The sequence below is a fragment of the Cedecea sp. VD22 genome (assembly GCF_037150195.1).
Taxonomy (GTDB): domain Bacteria; phylum Pseudomonadota; class Gammaproteobacteria; order Enterobacterales; family Enterobacteriaceae; genus Cedecea.
Genome location: NZ_JBBCPX010000021.1, coordinates 20,997 through 44,174, shown reverse-complemented (window position 1 = coordinate 44,174; position 23,178 = coordinate 20,997). Strand labels below are relative to the sequence as shown.

Sequence of the window (23,178 nt, the reverse complement as noted above, 5' to 3'; positions counted from 1 at the left end):
CGGCATCCAGCGCCTGCAGATCGCCATAGGTGGCCACCACGCCGGTCATCTGGCCGCCGATCTCACCCACCAGCTGCGCCGTCTGCAGGCGTTTTTGCTCTTCCTCTTTGTTAAAGATCTGCCCGATACTGCCGTTGGCATGGTCGGTGTCGCGGCTCAGCGTGGCAACGTCCTGCTGCTGATTCGCCTTGTCACGCACGGTGATACTACCATCTGCCACGGCGGATTGCGTGGTGCCTTCGGCGTGGCCTTTCCCGTTCATCCCGGCCAGCAGCGTACCAACGTTCGCGAGGCCGTTAGCGGCCAGCATTGATCCGGCAGATATATTAGTCCCGCCGGACAGGCTCACTCCGCTATGGCTGACGCTGTAGTCGGCTTTATTGCTGATATCAGTGAAGCCCAGCGTCCCGGTATCGAGGCTGTTTTTATCCGCCCCGGCCCGGCTGGCTATCACCGCCCCGTTAAGCTGGGTATGGTTGCCCACGGTAATGTCAAAGCCGCCGTTTCCGGCAAAAATACCGCTTTGCTCCAGCACCGAGTCATAGGTGCTCTTCATCTTGTCCTGGCTGAGACTGACATAACCGGATGCGCCCGGGTTGGTGCCCCAGGTGTAGCTGCCCCCTGCGGCCATGCTGGTTTGCTTGCTGTCGTAGTTGTTCGAGTCCTGCTGGCTGCCGATCAGCAGGTCCCGGCCAATGTCGGCGACAACTTTATCGCCGTTGACCTGGGCCCCGTTCAGAATGGCGTCCCGGCCGCTGGTGAGCGACAACGCGCCGCCGCTGTCGAGCGTGGTTTCCGTCCAGCTGGTGCCGTTCCCTTTGTCCTTGCCGTTGGCGGAGTTGACGTTGGCAAAGACGCTCAGCCCCGCTGAACCGCTGTTCACGCCGAAACCAACTCCAATCCCGCCGCCGCTGCTGCTGTTTTTGCCGGTCGTCAGCTGCGTATTGGCCGCCCCGCCCAGGACAATATCCTGGCTCGCAGAAAGCGATGTATCGCCGCCCGCTTTAAGCTGGCTGCCGCCAATCAGGATATTGCCGCTGTCCGCACTGTTTCCTTTTCCGGTGGCGGTGATGCTCAGATCATTCCCGGCCGTCAGGGTCGAGCCTTTCACTACGTCCGACTCGGCGTGCTGCTCAGATTTCGATTTTTGCGTGGTCAGAGAGACGCTTACCCGAATGCCGTTGTCAGGATCTTTGTCTGCCCCCGCTTTCTGGTCGTTCAGATAGGCCTGGCCCCCGGCCAGCGCCGTTTTCGTGGCCTGCAGGGCAGCCAGTCTGCCGTCACTTTCATTTTTGGTTGTTTGCGCGGTCTCTACCGCGCTGTTGACCGCGTCTCCCACCGCCCCGGAAAGCGCCACGGTCAGCCCGGTGCTCTTCTGCTCAAATTTCTCATCTCGGGTACGTTTGTCGTGCCCCGGCTCAATGAGAACGTTATCGCCTGAGACCGACAGGTCCTTACTTGCGACCAGATCGGCGCCGCCAATATGCGCCGTTCCCCCGGCGTTCACGCTGACGTTGCCGGCGGTTGATCCCACAGTGCTGATGCTCTGGCTCTGGGTGGTGCCTTGCTCACGCAGATCGTGGGTACTTTTGCTGCTGCCGAGGGTAAAACCGATGCCGCCGGTGCCCATCAGGCCGCTCTTTTTGGTCTCCTTAAAATGCCAGGCCGTGTCTGTGTCCGTCGCGGCCACGATATCGACGTTATTACCCGCGTTCAGCGCCACATTCCCGTCGCCTACCACGGACGAGCCTTTCACCAGCAGATCGTTACCGGCTTTCAGCGTCACGTTATCGCCGCTCAGCAGCGTTCCGGCTTCGCGGGTCGAGCTGGTTTCATTGATGGTGTGCGTGGTTTTGCTGCTGAGGAAACCTTTTTTGGTTTTGGTTTCTTCGTCGTAGTGGTAGTCGCTCTCGGTGGCCGTGGTCAGGTTGATATCCCGCCCTGCGCCCACGCCGATATCCCCGTGGGCCGTCACCTGCGCGGCCTCGGTGTTAACATCGCGCCCGGCAATAATTGTGGTGTTTCCGCCGCTGGCGATCTCCGTGCCCTGCTGGCGCACGGATTCGTTGATATCGACTTTTTTCTTCGCGGTGTACTTATCGCTGTGGGTAGATTCCGCCGCATCTAAGTTAACGTCCCGCCCGGCATGTAGCCCTACGCTGTCCTGTGCTGCCAGCGCCGCACCCATGCTGTTCAGGTCTCGCCCTGCCGCCAGGGAGAGATCCTTCCCGGCGCTAATGGTCGTGCGGGTATTGCTGGTATCGAGGATGTCCATATTGCTGGTCTGGCTATGGCGGCTGTTCTTCGCCACGTCCAGCGTCAGGTCGTTCCCTGCCCATAGCGCGGCGCTGCCACCGGCATTGAGGTTGCTGCCGGTAACGGACAGATCGCGCCCGGCCTGCAGGCTCAGATTCCCCCCGCTGTTGACGCTGCTGCCCTGGCTGGTGATGGATTCATTGATGTTGCGGCCGCGCTGGTCGCGCTCCACAAGCTGGTTGCCGGTGAGAGCAATATTATCCAGCGCCTTGAGCAGCATATCGCCGCCGGCGCTGAGGTTAGCCCCGGTATTGAGGATGTCTTTGCCGGCGCTGAGGCTCAGGCCGTCGGCGGCGGTAATGGAAGCGAGTGGGCCCAGGTCAGTTTGAGTGAAGGCCACATCCATCCCATTCCAGCCGCCGGTTTTGCCGGAGGCATTCCATTGGCTGGTCAGCGTCTGGTTAATGATGCTGCCGCCCACGCTCTCAAGGCTGACTTTCTGGCCGGCGATGGTGGAGCCAATGTTGTTGATATCCCCCAGGGCGCTGAGCTGCAGGCTGCCGCCCGAGTTAATGGCCCCGCCGTTAATATTGCTGATGGCGTTCTGGCTGCTGGCGCTCAGCAGCGCTTTGCCCTGCAGCGTGCTTCCATCGTTGGTGATATTACCTGCGTTGAGGATCACCTGATTCCCGGCGATGACGCTGCCGTTATTCACCGCAACGTCCTTCGGCGAGATATACAGTTTAGGCACGAGGACATTTTGCCCGTCGATCACCGTGTTCTCCCACCACAGGATGCTGGAGTCGAGGGCCGCGACCTGATCGGCAGACAGGCTGACGCCCAGTTTAAGACCCAGTTTGTCCCGGGCCTGAGCGGCATGGTCAATCAGGTACTGCATCTGCTCCAGATCGGAGCCGACGCCGTTCACGTAGCGGCTGCCGGTCTGATTCAGGATCTGATTACTGACATAGCGGGTATCAAAGGCCGCATCTCCGAGGAAGCGGTAGTCATAGTCCGGGCGCAGGTTCAGTCGAGCCAGGAAATAATCCGAGCCGAGGAATTTATTGGTATCGGTATAAGTGGCGCGCGTTTCCAGCGGTGCGGTTGGTCCGGCCATCCCGGCAAGCTTATAGATATCGTTAAACAGGCTGTTGTCCAGCTGTCCAAGACTATCCAGCTTGGGATTGGTGACGATCAGATACGGGCTTTTCGGATCTTTATTCGCGACAAAATAGCCGTTATCGCTGGCAGGCAGCGGATAATCGCTGAGCTTAACTGGCGACCCGCTGGCCGTCAGCTTCGAGGTAATATCCGAGATGTTCGTCAGTTCAATGGGGCGATAATCATACCCTGGCGGCGGTGTTTTCCCCCCGCTGGATTGCGCTATCACCTGAGCGGCAGCGGCGGCAATATCATCATTTTTATGACGAGAGGGCTCGCCCGATTGCTGTTTGGTCAGCTCAACGGTCTCACCGTTTACAGGCGTTAGATTGCCACCATTCGCCTTCGAATCCGCCAGTCCCGTCGCGTTGCCCGCTAAATCAATATCAGGCCCGCCCTGCTGGCCTAGGTTGACATCGGCGATCTTACCGCCGGCCTGACCATAGTCCGCGCCATTCTGCGGCCGACTATTCACGGCGGCTAATCCGCCGCTTCCGATTGGGTTTTCGATGTTACCAATCCCGGTTCCAGACAAATTGATCGTTGCCTGCGGTGCGGTCACAGTATTATTGGTGCCCGTCTTTAGATCGGTGGCCTGCGCGCCGCCAGTTACACCAGGACCACCGGCTAAATTAAGCCCCGGAGCACTTCGTCCTGGGGTATAGCCAGGGGTATTGGCTGAGACAGAGGTATTGCTGATATTGTTGCTAAAGTTGGCGACGACTGCGCCTCCGGCCTGAATGACCGAACGATAAATTTCACCCGGCTCATACTGAGTATCATGCCCAGTGAGGTTAAATTGCGCACCATTACCCTTTATTTCGGCGCCAAGCGGAGCCTCTTTAATATTCGCAAATCGAGGCTTACGCGTACCAGGATCGGCGTATTGGTAAACTAAAAAGTCGTAGTTTGTGCCTGCCTGCCAGCTTTGGTTATTTAACTGTGTTCCGGTGAATATAATATTGCTACCCGCAAGAATATTACTCGCCTGGTTTTCGAGATTATCAACACTACCGTTAATGCTACCCGCAGCAGCAATCCTGCCGCTTCCACCATTTGTAGCAACAGTTATATTTGTTTGTGAAACTGCGAATTTTTGCGTAGCAAAATCTTTGAAGGGGGCATAATGGTAATATGTGTGGTGCACGTAATTACACGCCCCGTGGCCATTACATGAACCAACTTGAACAACCTCATCAGTAGTAAAATACCCCATTGCGCCGCCAGGTAATTGCTCTGGTTTAACAAAAATGGAAGCACTCCCAATACCCGCCACAGTCGAATTATTTGTTGTAGTTTGCTGAATACTAAGGCCATCGCGGGTATTCAATAAATGCAAGGTACGAATAGAAATATCACCATTCTGCGTTTCAATACTTCCGGAGGTGTTCACCACTTCGGCGTTGACATTGCCCGCCGCATCACGCTGCATCCACAGGCTGTTGCCCGCCAGAATATCGCCGCGATAGTTGCGAATGCTGTTGGCAAACAGACTCATGTTATTGCCCGCATACAGCAGGGCGCTGTTGAGCAGCGTCCCGCCCGCGCTGGCAATTAAATCACCGGCGGTGCCGACGAAGCCCGCGTTGTTGATGCCGTTCTGGCTGGTCAGGCGCAGCGCCCCACCCGCCTGCACGCTACCTGCGCCGTTCAGATTCAGCTGCCCGGCATTGAGGTGGCTTTCGCCGTAGCCCGCCCGGACCTGCCCGTTATTATTCAACGTGCCTGCGGCAGAGAGCTGCACGCCCTGGCCCTGTAGCAGGCCATTGACGTTAATATCGCCCTGACTGCTGACCGCCAGCGTATTGCCAGCCGCCAGCGTGGTCAGCTGGTTGTAGCTGCCCTGGCTGTTGAGCGACAGGTTGCCCAGCGCCGCGACCTGCCCCTGCAGGCTGGTATTCCCGGCGTTGATCCCCATATTGCCCTGGCTAAGCAGCCGCGCCCCGGCAGCGCTGTTAACCTGGCTGGCCGTGATGCCCAGGTTCTGTGTGGCATACACGGTGCCGTTGTTGTCCAGTTGCCCTGGGTTAACGGTTAAATTGCCCCCCTGCAGCATGCCATTATTCAGGATATAGCTGCCGCCGATCGTCCCCTGCTGCTGCGCCAGTACCGTTCCGCCGTTGTTGAGCGAGCCCGCATTCAGCGTAAGTGCGAAGCCCTGAACCCAGCCGCCGTTGGTAAACCCAGGCGTGTTGAGCGTAAGCAGACCGCCGCTAAGGAGCTGCCCCTGGTTGTTGCCGCGCTCACGCAGATCGATCCGGGTATTGCCGTTGCCCTGCAGCGTGCCGCTATTGCTTAGCTGCTGCGCGCCGAGATCGAAGGTGCCCTGGCTGAGCAAGACCGCATTCTGCCCATTATCAAGATTGCCGTGCAGCGTGCCGTTCAGCGCGGTGGCCGCTTCCATTCGCCCCTGGTTATTCAGTGCTTCAGCATTGAGCGTCACTGCGTTGCCCTGAACGTGGCCGAGGTTGGTGATGATATTGGCCCCAACGGTCAGCAAGCCATTGGTCAGCAGTTTCGCGCCGCTTTGCACGTCCAGGTTACCGCCCAGCGAGAGTCCCAGGCCGTCAACGCCGCTGATAGTGCCGCCATTATTGAGTGAATTGCCGCTGAGCGCGACATTTTTGGCCTGGATCTGCCCCTGGTTTGTTATCCCCGGCGCCGTGACGGTGGCCGCGTTATTGGCCGTTATTGAGCCGCTATTCGTCAGGCCGGACGCCAGCGCCAGATCGAGGTTGCCGGTGCTTTGCAGCGTGCCGTTATTTTGCAGTTGCAGAGCGTTCAGCTTCAGGTACTGCGCCTGCCACAGGCCGCCGTTGGTGACGTTCTGCCCGGACACCAGCATGGCGCCCTGGGTTTGCATGGCGCCACCCAGCCGGTTGTTGATGTCCTGCTGAGGCTGCAGGGTCAGTGATTTCAGGCCAATTACCGAACCCGCGTTGTCTATCGCCCCGTTGTTGGCCGTGAGATTGCTGCCCTGAATATTGCCGCGGTTCAGCAGCGCGCCGCCGCTGAGCGTTAAGTCCCCCTCGCTCAACACTGCGCCGGTGTTGGTTAACGTTCCGGCGGTTACCTGGCTCACGCCCTGGCTGAGCAAACGCCCGCCATTGGTCAGGTGGTTATCAACCTGGGCCGTCAGCCCGTTGAGGCCGAGCGCGCTGCCGCTATTGTCCCAGTCAGTCGCTTTCACGCCCAGGGTCTGGCCCTGCATAATGCCGGCATTGGCGATCTGTTGGCCATTAAGCGCCAGCTGCCCCCCCGTGAGCATTCTGCCGCCGGATAAGTTATTCACCGTGGAAGCGTTAACCGTCAGATCTTGCCCCTGCATCGTGCCCTGGTTGTCCACGGTATCGGCATGGACGGTCATTCCCTGCTGAGCCAGCAGGGTTCCCTGATTGGCGAGCGTCGACAGGTTAAGCGCCAGCGTCCCGCCGGTCAGTATTCTCCCGTTATTCTGGTTCGTGACTGTCAGCGTGGATGGCGTATCCGAGGCCAGCGTCAGCGCCGTATTGCCCTGCAGCAAGCCTGCGTTGTTCAGGGTATTGGTCGTTATCTCTGCGGTGTCACCTGCCAGCGTGCCCTGATTGTTAAGATTGGCCGTTTGCAGAGACAGACCTTTCTCTGCCAGCAGTTTGGCCGCGTTGCGGTTGAGGATGTTGTCGGTAAAGTTCAGCGCCAGGCTGCCGCCCTGCAGCATGCCCTGGTTATCCAGGCTCGCGCCTGACAGCGTAAGCGCCTCCTTCACGGAGATCAGGCCCAGGTTGACCATCTGCGGAATGGTCAGGTTCAGCGAGCTGCCGCTCACGATCTGCCCGTCGGCCAGATTGTTGAGCTGCGGAGTATTCAGCGCCAGCGCAGTGTCGCCCTGGAGCACGCCCTGGTTATCGATGCGGTTGCTGCCGAGTTCGAGCTTGCCTGCGGCAATCACGCCGCCGTTAGCCAGGGTTTCGCTCAGGCCTTGCAGCGTATCTGCCGCCAGTAATTTGCCGCCGCTTTGGTTATTCAACTGTCCGGCGATATCGAGCGCTAAACTGCCCGCCGAAAGTGTACCCTGATTATTCAGGCTCCCTGCGGTGAAGGTCAGATTGTCGCGGGCCTGAACGGTGCCAGCGTTGCTCACATCATTAGCGGCAATGTCGAGCTGGCCGCCGCTCAGCAGCTTCCCGCCGCTCAGGTTATTCAGGACACGAACGGCCGGAGGTGGCGCTGCGGCAAAACTTCTCAGCAGCATGGTCTGAGGGCGATTTGCCCCTGCACCGGACAGCGACAGGCCATTATTGCCCTGCACCAGCCCACCGTTATTGAAAATGTTTACCGCCAGGCGCGCGTTATCCGCTGCCACCGCACCGCTATTGCTCAGCGACTCTCCACTGAAATCAAGCGTGCCGGTTGCCAGCAGTTTCCCTGTCACCTGGTTGGTTAGCCCGTTTTGCAAGGCAAGAGTGAGCGTGTCCCCCTGAACGATACCGCCGTTGTCGAGGCTGGTGCCGGTGATATTCAGCCCCTGCTTAGCCAGCAGCGTGCCGCTGTTTGTCACAACGGCACTGTGGAGATCCAACCCGCTGTTGCTCTGCAGCGTTCCCCGGTTATTAAGCGTGTCGGCCCGAACACCGACCTTTGTCGCGGCCAGCACGCCATTATTATCCAGCTGGCCGGTGGAAAGCTGCAGCTCTCCCTGACTCAGCATCTGCCCGTCGTTAGTGACCGATTTATCGGTGTTAATCGACAGCCTGTCTTTGCCGGACAGCGACCCGATGTTACTCAGATCGCCGCCTTGTAGCGTCAGGGTTTGCCCCTGAAGCAGCCCGTTGTTGTTCCACTGGCCGCCGCGAAGATCAAGCCAGCCTCCGGTCAGCACTTTGCCTGCCGCGCCGTTGCCAAACTGAGTGGCGTTGAGCTTCAAACTGCTGTCGCCCTGCAGCAGGCCATCGTTTTGCCCCTGCAGAGCAGATAACGTGACGTTGTCACCGATAATTTGCCCGGCGTTAGTCCAGCCGTGAGCGGTCATTGCCAGCCGGTTGTCCGCCAGCAGTGAGGCTCCGGCCAGATTATTTAACTGCCCGCTCAGGTCGAAATCCAGATTTTGGGCGTCGATGGCGCCGAGGTTATCTAAACGTCCCCCGTTGAGCTGGAGGTGTTTGACTGCAGAAATGCTGCCTGCATTATTTAACACCGGCAGGGTCAAAGTGACGCCATCGCCCGCGGCCACCGTTGCCCCTTTATCATTTTGCAAGGCAGCGGCGGTGAAGGTGAGTTTGCCGTCGGCCTGAATCAAGCCACTATTGTTTGCCTGGGCTGATCCGGCATCTATATTCAGGGTAGAGGCCGCAATAATGCCGGTATTGCTGAGTGGCCCGGTCGTCAGGCCGAGAGTGTTCTGGCTAATCAGCCGGCCGCCGTTGTTGAACGCCCCGCCGAATAAAATATTCAGCGCGTCGCGGCCAAGGATCTGCCCTGTATTTTCACCGCCGTTTTGCCCGCCGGTGAGCGTAATATTTCTCCCCTGCAGTCGGCCGGCGTTATCCAGACGCGCAGCATTCACGGCAATGTTTCCGTCACTTAATAGCTGGCCTGGACCACCGTTAGTCAGCGTCTTGCCCCGGGAGCTAATGGCCTGGTTACCCTGGAGCAATCCGTTATTGGTCAGGTCATCAACCGTCAGGGTTGTATTGTTGGCAATCAGTTTCCCGGTGTTACTGCCTTTGGCCGTTGTCACCGAGAGCGTGTTGTCGGCGAGAAGCACGCCGCTGGCCTGGTTATCCAGCCCTTGCGTCAGCCCCAGGTTCAGATCGCTGGCTTCAATGTTCCCGCGGTTGCTGAGATTGACCCCGTCGATCGTCAGCCCTTGCGCTACCGAAATCAGCCCGGCGTTGTTCAGCTCAGGAATAGACAACGACAACCCGCTGCCGCTGATAATTTTCCCCTGCGCGAGGTTGTTCAGCACCGTGGCACCCAGACGCAGCGATTTTTCGCCCTGCAACAGGCCGCCGTTGACGTTACGCTGGCTGTCGACGCTGAGATCAGACGCCGCCAGCGTGCCCTGGTTTTCGAGGCTGCCGCTGGTCAGTACGAGTTTGTCTTTGCCGAGGATTTTACCGGTATTGGCCAGGTTATCAGTCGCGGTCAGGTTGAGGATGGACAAGCCAAGCAGCTTGCCGCTGTTGGTCATCTGGCCGGTATTGAGCGTCGCGCTGTCGGCCTGAATCTCTCCCGCATTGGTCATCTGGCGAGCGGCAAGCGTCAGCTCCCTTTCTGCCAGCACGGTGCCCCCCGTGGCATTGTTGAAGGTGTCGCCCGTGGCTTTGAGCGCGGAATCCCCTTGCAGCAAGCCCGTGTTAGCGACGTTTTGCACATCCAGAACGGTACTGTCGGCAATTAACTGGCCGGCGTTATCTAACTCAGGAGCAGAAAGCTGCAGGTTGCGTTTTGCCACCAGCACGGCGCCAGCAAAGTTATTCACTTTGTCACGCAGTTTTAGCTGAAGATCCTGCGCTTCAATGCGGCCCCGGTTATCGAGCGTCAGCCCTTCGAGGGTTGCGCCCTGGTTAGCGGAAATCACCCCCGCGTTCACCAGGGCCTGAACGGTCACGTTCGCCCCGCCGCCGCTTTGCAGCCAGCCTTCGTTGGTCACGCTCCCGGCGTTGAGATTAAACTGACCGCCGGCGATGACGCCCAGAGCGTCCGGCTGGCCGACGATGATTTTCCCTTGTGAGCCGTTATTCAGCTCCCCGCTAACGCTGGCCGTTAAGCTCTCGCTTCCGCGGGTCAGTCCGCTGTTATTCCATTGCCCCGCGCCGATAGCGAGATTTTTTCCCTGCAGGCTCCCGGCGTTATTGAAGCTGCCAGCCGAGAGCGAGAGCGCATCTTTCGCCAGCAGTGCTCCACTGGCCTGGTTGTCTACCTGCTGGCCCGCTTTCAGCGTCATCGCCTGAGATTCAATATTCCCGCTGTTAACCAGCGTCAGGCTATCAATGGCCAGCCCCTGCTGAACGGAAATCAGGCCTGCATTGGTGAGCTGCGGGATGCTGAGCGCCAGGCCGCTGCCGCTGATGATTTTGCCGCCGCTTCGGTTAGCCAGGTCCGCGGCCGTTAACGTGAGATGCTGACCGCCCTGAATCAGGCCGCCGTTGTCTAGCGTGGTGCCATGCAGCGCGAGAGAGGCCGCCTCAAGCTGGCCGGTGTTTTTTAGCTGCGCTGCCGTTGCATTCAGGTTTTTCTCAGCCAGCAGGCTGCCGGTGTTGGTCAGGGCGGTCTGCGCAGTGACGTCAAGCGCGGAGGCCGCTACCTGCCCAGCGTTGTTAAAGCTATCGGAGGTACTGTTCAGGCCATTGCGAGCGGTGATTTTTCCGCTTGTCTGGTTGTCAATATTCCCGGCAATAGCCAGCGTCAGCGCATCGCTGTCCAGCGAGCCCCGGTTGGTAAAGTTCAGCGCATTAAGCTGTAAGTTTTTTTGCGCCAGCAGGGCACCACCGGCCTGTTGCACAATATTGTCTGCGGTGAGCCACATTGCGCCATCAGCCTGAATATTTCCGCTGGTGTCGATCTGACGGGCGCCAAGCGTAACGGTATTACCTTGGGTGCTTCCGCTGTGTGTCAGTGTGCCGGTGTTAATCACGAGCGCACCTTTTGCGGCCTGCGTGCCGCTCAGCGTGAGGCTATTATTAGCCTGCAGCAGCATATTGCCTTCAGATTGCAATTGCCCGCCGGCCAGGGTATCAAATCGCTCACCCTTGAACGTCAGATCTTTTTGCGAGGTGATTTGCCCGGCGCTTTGTAGCTGCTGAGTAACCAGCTCAAGGTTGCCCCCGCTTGCCAGAGAGCTTCCCTGTTGGCCGTAAAACTGCTGACTGCTTAACGTCACATCCTGCTTGCCGTTAACCGTCCCCGCATTACTGAACGTTCCGGACTGAAGCGCAAGATTGCCGCTGCCCAGAAGTTGACCATTTCGGCCAATATTGAAGGTGTTGCGACTGGTCCACGCCTGGTCGGTGCCGCTGCTCAACATGCCGTCTATCCAGGCATCCCCGGTCGTGGCCGTGAGTCCTGCCCCGGCCAGCATCTGGCCGCTGTGCGTGAACGAACCGAGGTCGAGCTGGATATTGCGCTGTGCCTGTACGTTCCCGCTGTTGTTGAGGCTGCCGGCTCTGGCGTTCAGGTCCCCGTTGGCCGTAATCTGGCCGCTGTTGCTTACCTGGCCAGCGGATAAAGCAATGTCTCGCCCCGCCGTCAGCTTCCCGGCATTGCCCATGCCTGCCCCCACGCTGGCCCGGATCGCGCCGCCCGCGTTGGCCTCGCTGGCCGCGTCCATACTTACCGCCCCGGCATTGAGAGCAATGTCATTGCCTGCGGTGAGCTGGCCGTTGTTCAGGGCCAGTTTTCCGCTGCCGTTCAGCGTGATGTCCCTATCGCTGGCTAACTTACCGTTGGCGACGGTGATGTCAGAGCGGCTATTAACCTGCGTTGCGCCCCCACTTTTATGCTCGCCGCTCAGCACGACGCTATCCGCCTGAGCCGAGAGACTCCCGCTTGCAAGGCTGTTATTCACCACCAGCTTGCCGCTGGCATCCAGGGTGATGTCGCCCTGGCGCGCGTTCAGGTTCCCCAGGTTGACGCCCACGCCTTTGTCACTGGAAACAAGGTGAATACGATTGGCATACATGCCGCCCAGCGCGCCGGTATCCACGGCAACCACGGGCGCGGCACCTTCTCCGGCTATCGGCGTGACCACGCCCGTGGATGAAACGCGGTTGGCGCCCACGGTCACCTTAAGATCTTTGGCGTGAATACCGGCGTTGACTTCCGTTGCCCGGGCAATGATCGACAGCGCGTCGGTTTTGCTGGCATCGAGGCCCTGGCCTTCAACCGTGATGGTGCCTTTGCTGACATCCAGCGCCAGCAGGTTACCTGCCGCATCAAACTGAGGTTTGCCCGTGGTCAGCGTGGCATTGGGGGTATTGATAAATCCACAGCCGTTACAGGTAATGCCGTAGGGGTTAGCGACCATCACGTTGGCCGCCTTGCCCGCCACTTCGGTATAACCCTGCAGCTGTGAGCGATTGCCGCCGATGACTTCATTGATGATGCCGGTCGCTTCCTGGCCGGCCCGAAGGTTAGGGTTGTTCTGAATAATCCCCCCGAGCTGAGTTTGCGTCATCTGCCCGGTGGTGTTGTTAAGGATCAGCCCCTCTTTTCCGACGTTATAGTCCTGGAACTGGTTATGGGAAATACCCGCCTGGTTGGGCGTGGCGATGTTAACTACCGGGACGCCGTTTCCGGCCTGATCCATCTGCGTACCCGGCGTGACCGGGTTGATGGTCGCCGCCACCGCCGGAAAGACCGGCTGCCCGGCAATCAGGCAGATGATGAGGTAACTTAACAGGCGCGGCGCTAATCCAACCGGGTGCTTATCCATATTTTTACCTTAAATCGCCAGGCCCAGGCGGTAATAAATCACGAGATGATCCGGTGCCAGATAGCCCGGATAGTGAAGTGGCGTGCCAACGGTGAACTGGCTGGAGTAGAAACGCCCGGCGACAGTGAGGCCAGCGGAGGCACCCCAAAGCGTGCCGGATGCCTGCCTGTCTTCGTTGTCATTGCGCAGCCAACCGCCATCTACGGCAGCGTTCAGGCTGACTTCGCCCAGATAAGGGAAGCTGAACAGGGCATAGTTCAGTTCGTTGCGAAGATAGCCCCCGTTATCGCCGGAAAGGTATTGCTCTTTAAAGCCGCGCACGGAGCTTTCACCGCCTATCGTTAAGCGCTCGCTGCCGTAAAGTCGATCGGGCGACCATTGGCCGTAGACGCTGGTTAACCACCAAATTTTTTGCGTCAGCGGACGCTGAAAACTGCCGCTCAGGCTCCATTTTTTGAATTCGGCTTTTGGCACATCGCCCCGCTTGCCGTTATCGTTTTCGGCCCCAAACCACGGCACGCCGTGGCTGAATGACGGGTTCAGAGTTGCCACGCCGCCTGCGATTTTCTGCGTGTGGTTAAGGCCGAACTGCAGGCTGGTGAGCTTCCGGCTGCTGCTAAGCAACGGCGCATCGTTCAGGTAGTTGCGGCTAATACGGTGAGTCAGGCCGATGGAGGCGGCGGTTTTTAAGTCACCGTTTCGGTAAAGCACGCGGGAGAAGTTCAGGCGATGCGTTTCGGCTCGCCCGGTCGAACGCCACAGATAACCTTTGTTATCCAGGGTGGTGAGGTAGTCGCTCCAGCTGTAGCTGTAATCAACGAGGCTATAACCCCATGGCACGTTGACCCCGGCCTGAAAGCTTTGGGCATCATGGTCGCTGGCAAAATCGCTGCTGCGCCCACCGCTGATAAACCATTTATCAGCCAGCCCCAGCGGATTATTGGCGGTCAGCGAGGCGGTGAGCTGCCCGGTGCCGGTGCTTTTTTGCCCGCTGTTATCAAACCCGACGGCTGCGGAAAATGGAAATTCAGGCGTGGCCGTGAGATTGACAATTGATTCCCCGGCCTTCTCGCCCGGTAATATTTCAATTTGTACCGGCGTGGTGCGTAACCGGTTTATTTGCTCCATCCCCTGCTCAATATCGCGCAGGTTAAGTATTTTCCCTTCCAGTCCCGGAAACGCCATTTTTAGCTGGCGTGAAGGAGCCCCTTCAATACGAATAGCCTGCAGCCTGCCCTCCAGCACGGCAATATGCAGCGTTCCCCCCGAAAGATCCTGCTCGGTCAAAAATGCCCGGCTGGTGATATATCCGCGGCTAATATACCAGTCAGATATATCCCGGGTTAGCTGATTGATCTTCGCCATGCCGAGGCAGCGATCAATATAGGGCGTAATTAGGCGATTCCGGGCCGGGTCGGAAAGCAGCGTGGCATTTTCAATATCAATATGGCGAATGGTGAAGCAGGGTCCCTGGTCAGGTTGGGCCACAGGGCTTGCCAGTCGGGGCTGGAGGCTACGCTGGATCTCCTCTCGCTGCTGCCTGTTCTGCAACAGCAAATCCTGCTGCTGCTGGAGAATAGTGTCCCGGTCGGCAGGCGTCAGCGGCGCAGCATAGTTTAATTCGGAGTAAAAAAGCACGCACAAAAAGGCGGCCTTATAATAATGGCGCATAAAGGAAGAGTCTATTTTTGTCATTTCCTTTTAGTATGCCAGCGCAGCAATAAATAAGAAAAGTCTTAAATAAACACCCTATTAATATTAGTAGTTAATTTACCTTAAGTTTGATTATTGAATTTAAGATAAGGAATGAAATAACTCATTTATTATTTTTCTGGAATCGTTTAACTGATGAATATTTAAACAATAATTGTCCTGCAACATTAGGCAAAACAGGTCACGAAATAAAAAAGCCACGTATTCTCATACGTGGCTTTTTTAAAAGGTGGGTGATGATTATTAATCCATGCTTGCGCCGCCGCTAATGCGGAATTTAATGTTGACGGTAATGCCCTGCCCTGGCTTCCCGCTCTCATAGCGCCACTTCTTCATCGCCTGCTTAACTTCACGTTCAAACATGTTTGCAGGCTGGGCGGAGAGGATCTCAACGTTATTCACCCGGCCATCGGCATCGACATCAAACTTCACGCGAACGTTGCCGTCCATGCGCAATGCAAAAGCTCGCGTAGGGTACTGCGGCCTGTCGCGGCTGATCGCTCGCGGCCCGGTGTTCACCGATGGTGCAGGCGATGCAGGAGCTGGTTTCGCCGCTGCCGTTGGCGCAGGCTGCACGGGCGCATTGTTTTCAAACGGAGAAGTCTGACGAGGCTCAACCGGCTTAACGTCTCGCTTCGGCTGCTCAACCTTTTTCACCGGTTTAGGCTTCGGTTTTGGCTTAGGCTCAGGCTTGTGAATAACAACGGGCGCCTCTTTCGGCGGCTCGGGTATCGGCTCTGGCTCCGGTTCGGGTTCCGCGACCGGCTGTGGCGGAGGCTGAACAACCTGAGGCTGAGGAGGCTCAAGATCAGCAGGCGCAACCATCGTGACGCTGATCGGCTGCGAAGGTGCTGGGGACTCAATAACCTGATGTACCGAGGTGTAGAGCAACCCGGCCACAACGGCACCATGAATCCCGACGGAGAGAAGAGTCGGCCACGGAAAGCGGCGAGGTAATTCCAGGGTCATTGACGTCATAATGGTTTCAGTGTCTTTCAAGAGACGACAATTTTAAATGCAAATAACAATCATATTCAACAACGCATTGCCCAAAGGCGCACTTTTTCCTGCTGTCTGCGCGAGTTTCCCGCTATTTTCTCAAGGATTTAACATCCTGTTTATCTTTCAATTGCAGTCTGCCCGAGGTTCACTTACCGTGGTTTACAACCCAACATCAAGAAGGAAGTGTGCCCGTGCTGTACGTCATTTATGCCCAAGATATTGCCGATTCACTGGAAAAGCGCCTGTCCGTTCGCCCTGCCCACCTGGCTCGCCTTCAGGTGCTGCGTGACGAAGGTCGTCTGCTGACCGCAGGCCCGATGCCGGCGGTTGACAGCAACGATCCTGGCAGCGCCGGCTTTACCGGTTCCACGGTGATTGCCGAGTTTGTGTCTCTGGAAGAGGCGAAAGCCTGGGCTGATGCAGACCCGTATATCGCCGCAGGCGTGTACGCTAAAGTTGAAGTAAAACCGTACAAGAAAGTGTTCTAGATTTAATTTAATACATTGTTTTAATTGTATTTAATTATAGCTAAAACCAAATCAAAACAATAAAAGGGCACACTTAAGTACACAATGTTTTAAGGTGCCCTTCTTTCACCTGGTGACTGTCAGCGAATCGTACTGCCGTTCACAGACTCGCCCTGCTTCTGCTGCCCGGTCAGCGTATTCTGCCAGCTGTCTGTTTCGCTCGAGAGATTTGCTGAGCACGTCGGCGAGCAGAACGCCGGTTTCTCCGGCTGACGGCCCAGCGCCGACAGCGGCGTTATACTCTCCGAGCTGCTTCCTGATGGCGGCAATCTGCTGCTGCAACCGGCCAGCACGATTGGCAGCATCAAGAGCATCATTGCGCGCCTGATCAATGCGCTGCTGCGCGTCACGTTCATTGTTGGCTTTCTCCTGTTCGCGTTGTTTCTTCGCTGCATCATCGGCCCGCCGCTGCTCTGCTTTTGCCTGGGCGTAGCCTGAGGCGTATTGGGCTTGACCATGGCTAACCCATGCCCACCGAGCGCCAGCCACCAGCGCCCCGGCGATCGCCAGCACCAGCAATGGTTTCCAGTAGGCTTTGAGAATGGCGGATATCATGCAGCAGCGACTCCTTTTTTGATTGCCTCTGAGCCGGTGGCGTCACGCCACAGCCATGACTCAGCGGCGCGCCGCCGGGTCAGCCCTTTCATCGGCCGACCACCGGACTTGTTCCAGCGGGAAAACTGCGCCAGCGCCTGATCAAAGCGTTTATTGTTCACCATCTCCAGCAGCGTTGAATTCTCCAGCGCCTTCAGGCCGACGTTAAATGAGAAGCATACTAATGCGTCGAACTGGCCTTGCTTTAGCTCGATAGACACCAGCGAGGAAACGCCCTTCTCGAATTTGTCCAGGTCAGCCAGTAGCGCTGCGTCCGCCTGCGCCTGAGTCCAGACAACACCTTTCACAACATCACGCCCGGTATGCCCCCAGCCAATTGTCCATGGGGCACCGCCGGTACCGGGATCCGGATAAGCGGTCAGAGAACAACTTTCGAAATACTTGATGACGGCCAGGCCGTTCTGGGAAATCTTCATTGTGACCTCGTAACTTTGAAAATTTGCACGACGTTGCCCCGCGTCAGCAGCACGGCAACCATCATGACGGCGTTAAGGATGACTTCTGACCAGTCGGCCTGTGGGTAGTCGCCCAGCACTGTGCGCACCGGGATACTGGCCGAGATGAATATCAGGATGTAAGCGAGGATCCCCCCCCAGCGCCGGTGGCGGGATTCGCCTCGTCGGAAGGTGAGGACGCGGATAGCTATCACTGCGCATATAAGCGCGTTAAACGTTGTCCACGGATCATGATTTACCATCGTCTTTTCCCCCTGGGATAAGCTGCCCCGGATTGTCAGAACGTCGGTAAATCCATGTGCCGATACGCACGGCGACAATGGCCGCCACAAAAGCACCAGCTGCGTCTACGCTACCGCGCTCGAACGAGCTGGAAGTGATCGACGGTATGATGCTGGCCACGCCGATAAGCACAGAGGCAATGGGTTTGAAGAAGAGAAGCCCGCAAAGGAAGCTGAATATTGCGAGGAGTAGCCGCCGGTGAATATGATACTCGACCGCTGATGTTACGAAGATAATAGCCCCGGCCAGCGCGCCAAGGGCGACTTCTGGCGGAACGCCTGCGAACCAGGCCGCCAGCGCGGCGATACCCAGTGTCTGGTTAAGCGCCGTGCTGGCTATGGATGCTGACATAGCAGCCACCGTTCAATGTGCATATAGACCCCCTTAGTTGGTGATCATATAGTACACAATAAACCGTTTATGGATAAACATTACCAATACTGTACAACAAAAAGCCCACCGGAGTGGGCTTGCTCTGCTGTCGGGAGGTAGGAATCCTGACTATCATTTATGTGTTGATGTTAGTGCATCAGGCTACGCTTTCGGCTTTCTTTTCCCTTGAAGATAATTTTGACCACGCTGCTCTAATCAGTCTGTTGGCTGGCATTTCAATGAATTTAAATGAAGCTATTGAAATAGCTATTGATAATGCCAGGCACGCAAAAATATACGTAATAACAGATATTGCATCATCTTTGTCAGGATTAATTATTTCTATAAGCTTAGATATAACCATCCAGTGAAACATATAGAATGAAAATGATGCTTCACCAAGAAGAATAAAATACTTTCCTGACAGGATCCTAGAGATAAATCCGTTATTAAATGAGAACGCGATAACTATGAAAGACATGCATGGAATATACAATAAATCATATTTAACATTCATGTTTGAGATATGATTTGTTGCGAGGTAAATAGTCAATGCAAGGGACGCCAAAGATAGAACCTCCATAGCACTGCATACGCTAACCTTTGGCTTCACAGGGTTATCTATGAAAACTCTACAAATGATAACGCCAATTATAAAATCACCAATTCTAAAGAATGGATTAATATAAAACAGCCAATGAGGGGTAACGTTAAATAATGGATTTATCATTGAGTAGATGTTAATTGCTAAAATAGCAAACAAAACAAACACAAGGTATCTAGTTTTTACTTTTACGAGCAAGCAGAAGCAAGCATAGAAGAACATTTCACATGAAATGCTCCATGAGACAGGGTTAAAAGAGAAGTAATACTTAACGTCTGGAATGAAAGCATGAAGCAATAGTGAATTGTAAACCAATGCTTCTTTATTTACGGTCTCAAAGTTTGCTGTATATCCAAATAAAAAAAGCACACATAACAATGACACTAAATGCACAGGGAACAACCGTGCCAGCCTGTGGACAATGAAATCTTTTTTACTGAACTCTCCACTTGCTATGTTTTTTTTGAAGCTGTAGTTAATAATAAACCCTGAAAGTATATAGAAGAATGTCACCCCAACATAACCGTTAAAGAAGTAACGGGATGCCTCGTTGAACTGAGGTATTGTGGATAACGACAAAATCCCAAGATGGCTCACAAAAACACCAAGGGCAGCAAAATTTCTAAGAGATGTAAGACTGTGAATTATATTGATTTTTTTAGACATATAACTGCCAGAAAGTTAAATATTTCTGGCAGGTTAGTTTCATATGGCTTCTATGTCAACGAGTGTAAATCAGAATTCCTGAACATCAGCCCCGGCACTGATGTTCCATATTGATTTTGGCGACCCATTAACACCAATCATCCTTACCTTTTGCCCTGACCCGCTGGCCACAGGCACAGTTAAGTTTGGGAGGCCAGGTGCTATTGCAAGGTCTCCGCCGTTTATAATAACGCTTGATTCAACTATACCGATATTGTCTATGTTAATTATAGGAGTTGGTGCGCGTGGATTGTGTTGCCCGATTGGCAAGAATCCATTAACAATCAGAGATGGCCTGAATGATGGATTTCCCTGCACAGATACTCGAATCTGACCACCTACGCACTCTTCTGTTGCGCAAGTATTCATAATTATGCAGTAAGGATTAACAAAATCAAACGCGTAACTAACCGTTTCGCCAGCCATCGGGGTACAATTTTCTGCTGTGCAGTTTGTCATTGTTGTGTATTGCATTCCCGACATTCTAAAGCCGAACTGATACCCGTTAATTTGTACTAATCGCATATCCATAGACGTTCCGATAACCCTGATTTGGCCGCCACGGAAATCCTCAAAGAATACTCCAGCAAAACCCTTTCCCGCGTACTGCGGAAAACCTAGCATTTCCATCACTCCCGAGAACGGGCAATAAGAGAAGCAACCAATGTCTGCGCATTCAAAAACACTTTGTCGAGCCACTGGGGCTGCTGCTTTTCCCAGGAATAAACCGTATTGCGGTTTAATAGCAAGTACATTTGACTCGGTTAATCCATGCCTACGGAACATGCAGTTTTCAATCCGACCGTTAGCGCAAAATGATTGCATTGAAAAATCACTAATATCCCACTGCTTAGGGACGAATGCACATAATGCATCGACCTGGAGAACGACGGCTCCATTTTTTGTTAGGTCGATTTTATCATTTGTCGTTTTATAGAATACAGTGGCCTCGGCTTTTCCAAAGCCACGAATACCCATGTTGTCATATATGGGGACAGTTTTGGATGTATTAATGCTACCTGCTGGAGCTTCAAGAATAATCCTGTTAGCTCTCGCGTAATCCGTTGCCTTTGTAATGGCTGCGGCGTTATCGGTTACTCCATCAGCCTTTACCCCCCAGAACTGCATATCGTACAGCGTGAAATTAATGCGCTTCCAGACAATCGTACCTGTCGCTGGCTTAATGACAATCCCACCGTCATCCGGCCATGCCTGGGTATTATCTACAGATTCGAAATATCCACCGCCTACATGCGATTCTGCATGCGTTGTACTGGCCGAAGAAGCCACATAAACAATCATCCCTGCGCTAGTTGGCACAGTAGCTCGTAACTCTGCAAGATTAAGGAAGCGTCCCACAGCGTTAAACCCGGTTTTATCTTCCAGGCTAACCAGGGAATCTTCTACCGTACCAGCACCATGCCCAATCAAACCCGCGCCCGGTGGTTTTGCAAGCTCAATTAGAACGTCAGCAGCTGAACCAGACTCAGGGAGTACCATTATCGGGTTGCCGTTATCATCCATGGCAACGATTTTATTTTTGCGCTGCTCAATTGCCGGTAGCGGCGATATTGCCTCAGGCGTTCGGAGGATGTGGTTAAGGTTCGTATTTGCCACGCTATCAACATAGCTTTTAGTGGCTGCATCCTGAGGTCGTGACGGGTCACGAAGATTACGGATGTAATACCCCATCGCATCATAGAAGTTAGCGACAAAAGACGGCCTACGCAACACCAGGCGTAAACCACCGAAGCATTGTTGGATCAGCATCGTCAGCTTATCGAAAGCATCCTCATGCACTTCGGCGAAGAACTTTCCCTGGTTACGAAGATCGGTTTCTTGGGTAACTGGTAGCTCACGCAACACAGAGATTCGCCATCCGTTTGCCAGTGGTGCGGTAAGCACGACATTTCCGCCGTTATATTTTCCAGCGCCTGTTATGGTGTAATCGGTATCCAGGGTTAGCACGCGGATGTTTTCGCTCAGGTCAACCGTCTGCACTACTAGATCGCCTTTTTTAAAAATCCTGAAGGTGTACGGAAACGACGTGGTGACGCCGTTACCAGTGTATTCGTTGTGGTCTACTTCGGTTGAGACTGTCATTTCTCTTTTCACTCCCGGGAATCGGCTCGCCCGGCGCGGCCGCATAATCGTCATTCTATGACCAATAAACCCGCTTATGAATTAATCAGGGTTTTTTAAAGCAAAAAATTACCAATAAGGTAACTATTTTTTCTGGCGAAACTTGCTACCCTCTGATATATGTATATCCATACAGTACAATGGTGGAGGTCATCACATGCCGTGCGAGTATCATTACCCTCTTGAAGAAGGACAGGAAGAAAGGATCCACAGCCCAGCTGGTGTTCGAATGCTGGTAGAGGATTCAAGCCTTATGAAATTACTGAGAGCCCTGGATGGCGATGGGTATGATGTTAGCGGGGCGGCGGCAGAACTGACAGCGCTGATTAACTACGTCAGCAGCACCAATGTTTCGATGGGTGACCTGCTTTCTCACCTGGACTATTGCACTTCGATCATCAAAAAGAACCTGCCAGATAAACCCTAAACGAATTTTAATTACCAAAAATCGTTGATTAATTTAACATTTTGGTGTATTTACTTTCGCACAAAGCTGCGCCATAGTTATCAGGCATCGGCAAAATCCGGTGCCGGGATTTGCACCCCGGAATGTTGAAGGCGCACGACACGCGCTATGCGTGTTTTTTGTTTGTGCGGCACAGCCACATCTCAATGGTGGGCTGGGCGGGGCAGCCGTAAGGCTGGCCGGTTTCCTTCGACGCCGGTAGTGCAAACCCTTCTCAGTTCACCACCAGCGAGATTTGCACCTCAGGTGGTGATTATCCAAGTCGAAGGAGAATCACAATGGCTAGTCAATTCCCATGCGGTATCACACCAGAAGTTATTGTTCGCAGCGGCCGTCCGGTCACTACCACTAAATCCGTCGCCGCTTTCTTTGCCAAGCAGCACCAACACGTCACGCAGAAAGTCGAATCCCTTGATTGCTCAGAACAATTTTTAACCAGCAATTTTTCGCTGGTTACCTATGAGCACAACGGGAACACCTATAAAATGTATGAAATGACCAAAAACGGGTTCGTGTTTTTGGTGATGGGATTCACTGGTAAGAAAGCTGCAGAGTTCAAAGAAGCGTACATAGCAGAGTTCGACAAAATGGAATCTGAACTGCTGTCTTTGCGCGTCGGTGAAAATACCCTGGGTGACCTGGTTAACACCAAGCCTACATCATTGAGCGTGCGTGACGGTCGCCGCAGCAAGAAGGAAACGGACCGCAAAGCGGCAGAACGTATCGCCGAGAAGTGCGTGCCGGTGATCCTGCGCGAGATGCGCGATTACCAGTACCACTATTCCAACTGCGAGATTGGTCCGGATGAAGTGCTGACCGCCCTGCTCTCTGAGGAACGCGAAGGGCTACAGCTTCACGCTCTGATACGCGAACTGGGAAACAATAACCACGAAGTTTCCGGTGCGTACCGTGAGCTGGAGGTGATCCGCTACTGCCTGATGCAACAGCGCAAGGCGATTGGTGACATGCTGACGCATGCCGAGTACATCATTAAGCAGGCGAAGAGCCACTAAAAATAACCAAGCCCGCGCTGCGGGCTTTTTTGTGGGGTGTTATAAAGTAGATTGATACTTTACGACCCTGTTTATAGCATCCCTTTTAACATTATCCGTGTTCGAAATGGCTGTATTTCTGTCTCTGTCAGAAACCATGCTGCTTAGGCGTTGAACTGACATTCCGTTTTTATATGCCATTTCGCACATTGCCTCATCGTAAGATGAGTTTGCCGCTGATGATATAACCCTACCACACTCAGACATTGATGCTTCAGCCACATCAGTGGGTATTGAATTGTCTTTCGTATATTTTTTTATGTAGTTATCTATACATACATCTTTAGCCAATATTGATAGCGAATAATTCATTTTTACTTTGTCACAATATGCCTTATCTACACCATCAAATGTATCAAATGAAGAAGAGCACCCAGATAATGCAAGAATTGCTGTGCATAAAATCAATCTCAT

13 protein-coding genes are annotated in these 23,178 nt (G+C 54.6%); 3 read left to right on the top strand and 10 right to left on the bottom strand.

What is annotated here, in order from left to right; translation table 11 throughout:
- The 3 genes from WFK85_RS21960 to tonB all read right to left on the bottom strand — a co-directional run.
- A partial coding sequence (locus tag WFK85_RS21960; protein ID WP_336821306.1) for a hemagglutinin repeat-containing protein occupies nt 1–12,829 on the bottom strand: 12,829 nt, incomplete at its 3' end.
- 9 nt (nt 12,830–12,838) lie between these two features.
- Nucleotides 12,839–14,500, bottom strand: coding sequence for a ShlB/FhaC/HecB family hemolysin secretion/activation protein (locus tag WFK85_RS21955; RefSeq protein ID WP_336709655.1), 1,662 nt, complete (start codon nt 14,498–14,500; stop codon nt 12,839–12,841).
- A gap of 285 nt (nt 14,501–14,785) precedes the next feature.
- Nucleotides 14,786–15,520 (bottom strand): TonB system transport protein TonB, encoded by a 735-nt coding sequence (tonB, locus tag WFK85_RS21950; RefSeq protein WP_336709651.1) that lies wholly within the window; start codon nt 15,518–15,520, stop codon nt 14,786–14,788.
- A gap of 215 nt (nt 15,521–15,735) precedes the next feature.
- On the opposite strand from tonB, the gene WFK85_RS21945 reads away from it, so the two are divergent.
- Nucleotides 15,736–16,032 carry a YciI family protein gene (locus tag WFK85_RS21945; protein ID WP_336709650.1) on the top strand — a complete coding sequence of 99 codons (297 nt, stop codon included), beginning with the start codon at nt 15,736–15,738 and terminating at the stop codon, nt 16,030–16,032.
- 105 nt (nt 16,033–16,137) lie between these two features.
- Here WFK85_RS21945 and WFK85_RS21940 read toward each other — a convergent pair whose 3' ends face one another.
- The 6 genes from WFK85_RS21940 to WFK85_RS21915 all read right to left on the bottom strand — a co-directional run bounded on the left by WFK85_RS21940 (nt 16,138) and on the right by WFK85_RS21915 (nt 21,207).
- The gene (locus WFK85_RS21940) at nt 16,138–16,626 is read right to left on the bottom strand and encodes a DUF2514 domain-containing protein (RefSeq protein WP_336709649.1); all 489 of its coding nucleotides are present in this window, start codon (nt 16,624–16,626) and stop codon (nt 16,138–16,140) included.
- Nucleotides 16,623–17,102, bottom strand: coding sequence for a lysozyme (locus tag WFK85_RS21935; protein ID WP_336709648.1), 480 nt, complete (start codon nt 17,100–17,102; stop codon nt 16,623–16,625). The genes WFK85_RS21940 and WFK85_RS21935 overlap by 4 nt, the downstream gene beginning before the upstream one ends.
- The gene (locus tag WFK85_RS21930; protein ID WP_336709647.1) at nt 17,099–17,383 is read right to left on the bottom strand and encodes a phage holin family protein; all 285 of its coding nucleotides are present in this window, start codon (nt 17,381–17,383) and stop codon (nt 17,099–17,101) included. Before WFK85_RS21930 ends, WFK85_RS21935 begins: the two co-directional genes overlap by 4 nt.
- Entirely contained in the window at nt 17,370–17,774 is a 405-nt protein-coding gene (locus WFK85_RS21925) for a putative holin (RefSeq protein ID WP_336709646.1), read from the bottom strand. Before WFK85_RS21925 ends, WFK85_RS21930 begins: the two co-directional genes overlap by 14 nt.
- A gap of 178 nt (nt 17,775–17,952) precedes the next feature.
- Complete coding sequence (locus WFK85_RS21920) at nt 17,953–19,065, bottom strand: acyltransferase family protein (RefSeq protein WP_336709644.1); 1,113 nt, start codon at nt 19,063–19,065, stop codon at nt 17,953–17,955.
- A 69-nt stretch (nt 19,066–19,134) separates the two neighbouring features.
- Nucleotides 19,135–21,207 carry a phage tail protein gene (locus WFK85_RS21915; RefSeq protein ID WP_336709643.1) on the bottom strand — a complete coding sequence of 691 codons (2,073 nt, stop codon included), beginning with the start codon at nt 21,205–21,207 and terminating at the stop codon, nt 19,135–19,137.
- A 196-nt stretch (nt 21,208–21,403) separates the two neighbouring features.
- Here WFK85_RS21915 and WFK85_RS21910 point away from each other — a divergent pair, with 196 nt between their 5' ends.
- A complete protein-coding gene (locus WFK85_RS21910) occupies nt 21,404–21,673 on the top strand; it encodes a hypothetical protein (RefSeq protein WP_336709642.1) in 270 nt (89 codons plus the stop codon).
- 317 nt (nt 21,674–21,990) lie between these two features.
- Nucleotides 21,991–22,725: a Rha family transcriptional regulator gene (locus WFK85_RS21905; protein WP_336709640.1), complete on the top strand. Its 735-nt coding sequence runs from the start codon at nt 21,991–21,993 to the stop codon at nt 22,723–22,725.
- Nucleotides 22,726–22,764: 39 nt separating this feature from the next.
- Here the strand turns inward: WFK85_RS21905 and WFK85_RS21900 are convergent, their stop codons facing one another.
- Nucleotides 22,765–23,178 carry a hypothetical protein gene (locus tag WFK85_RS21900; protein ID WP_336709639.1) on the bottom strand — a complete coding sequence of 138 codons (414 nt, stop codon included), beginning with the start codon at nt 23,176–23,178 and terminating at the stop codon, nt 22,765–22,767.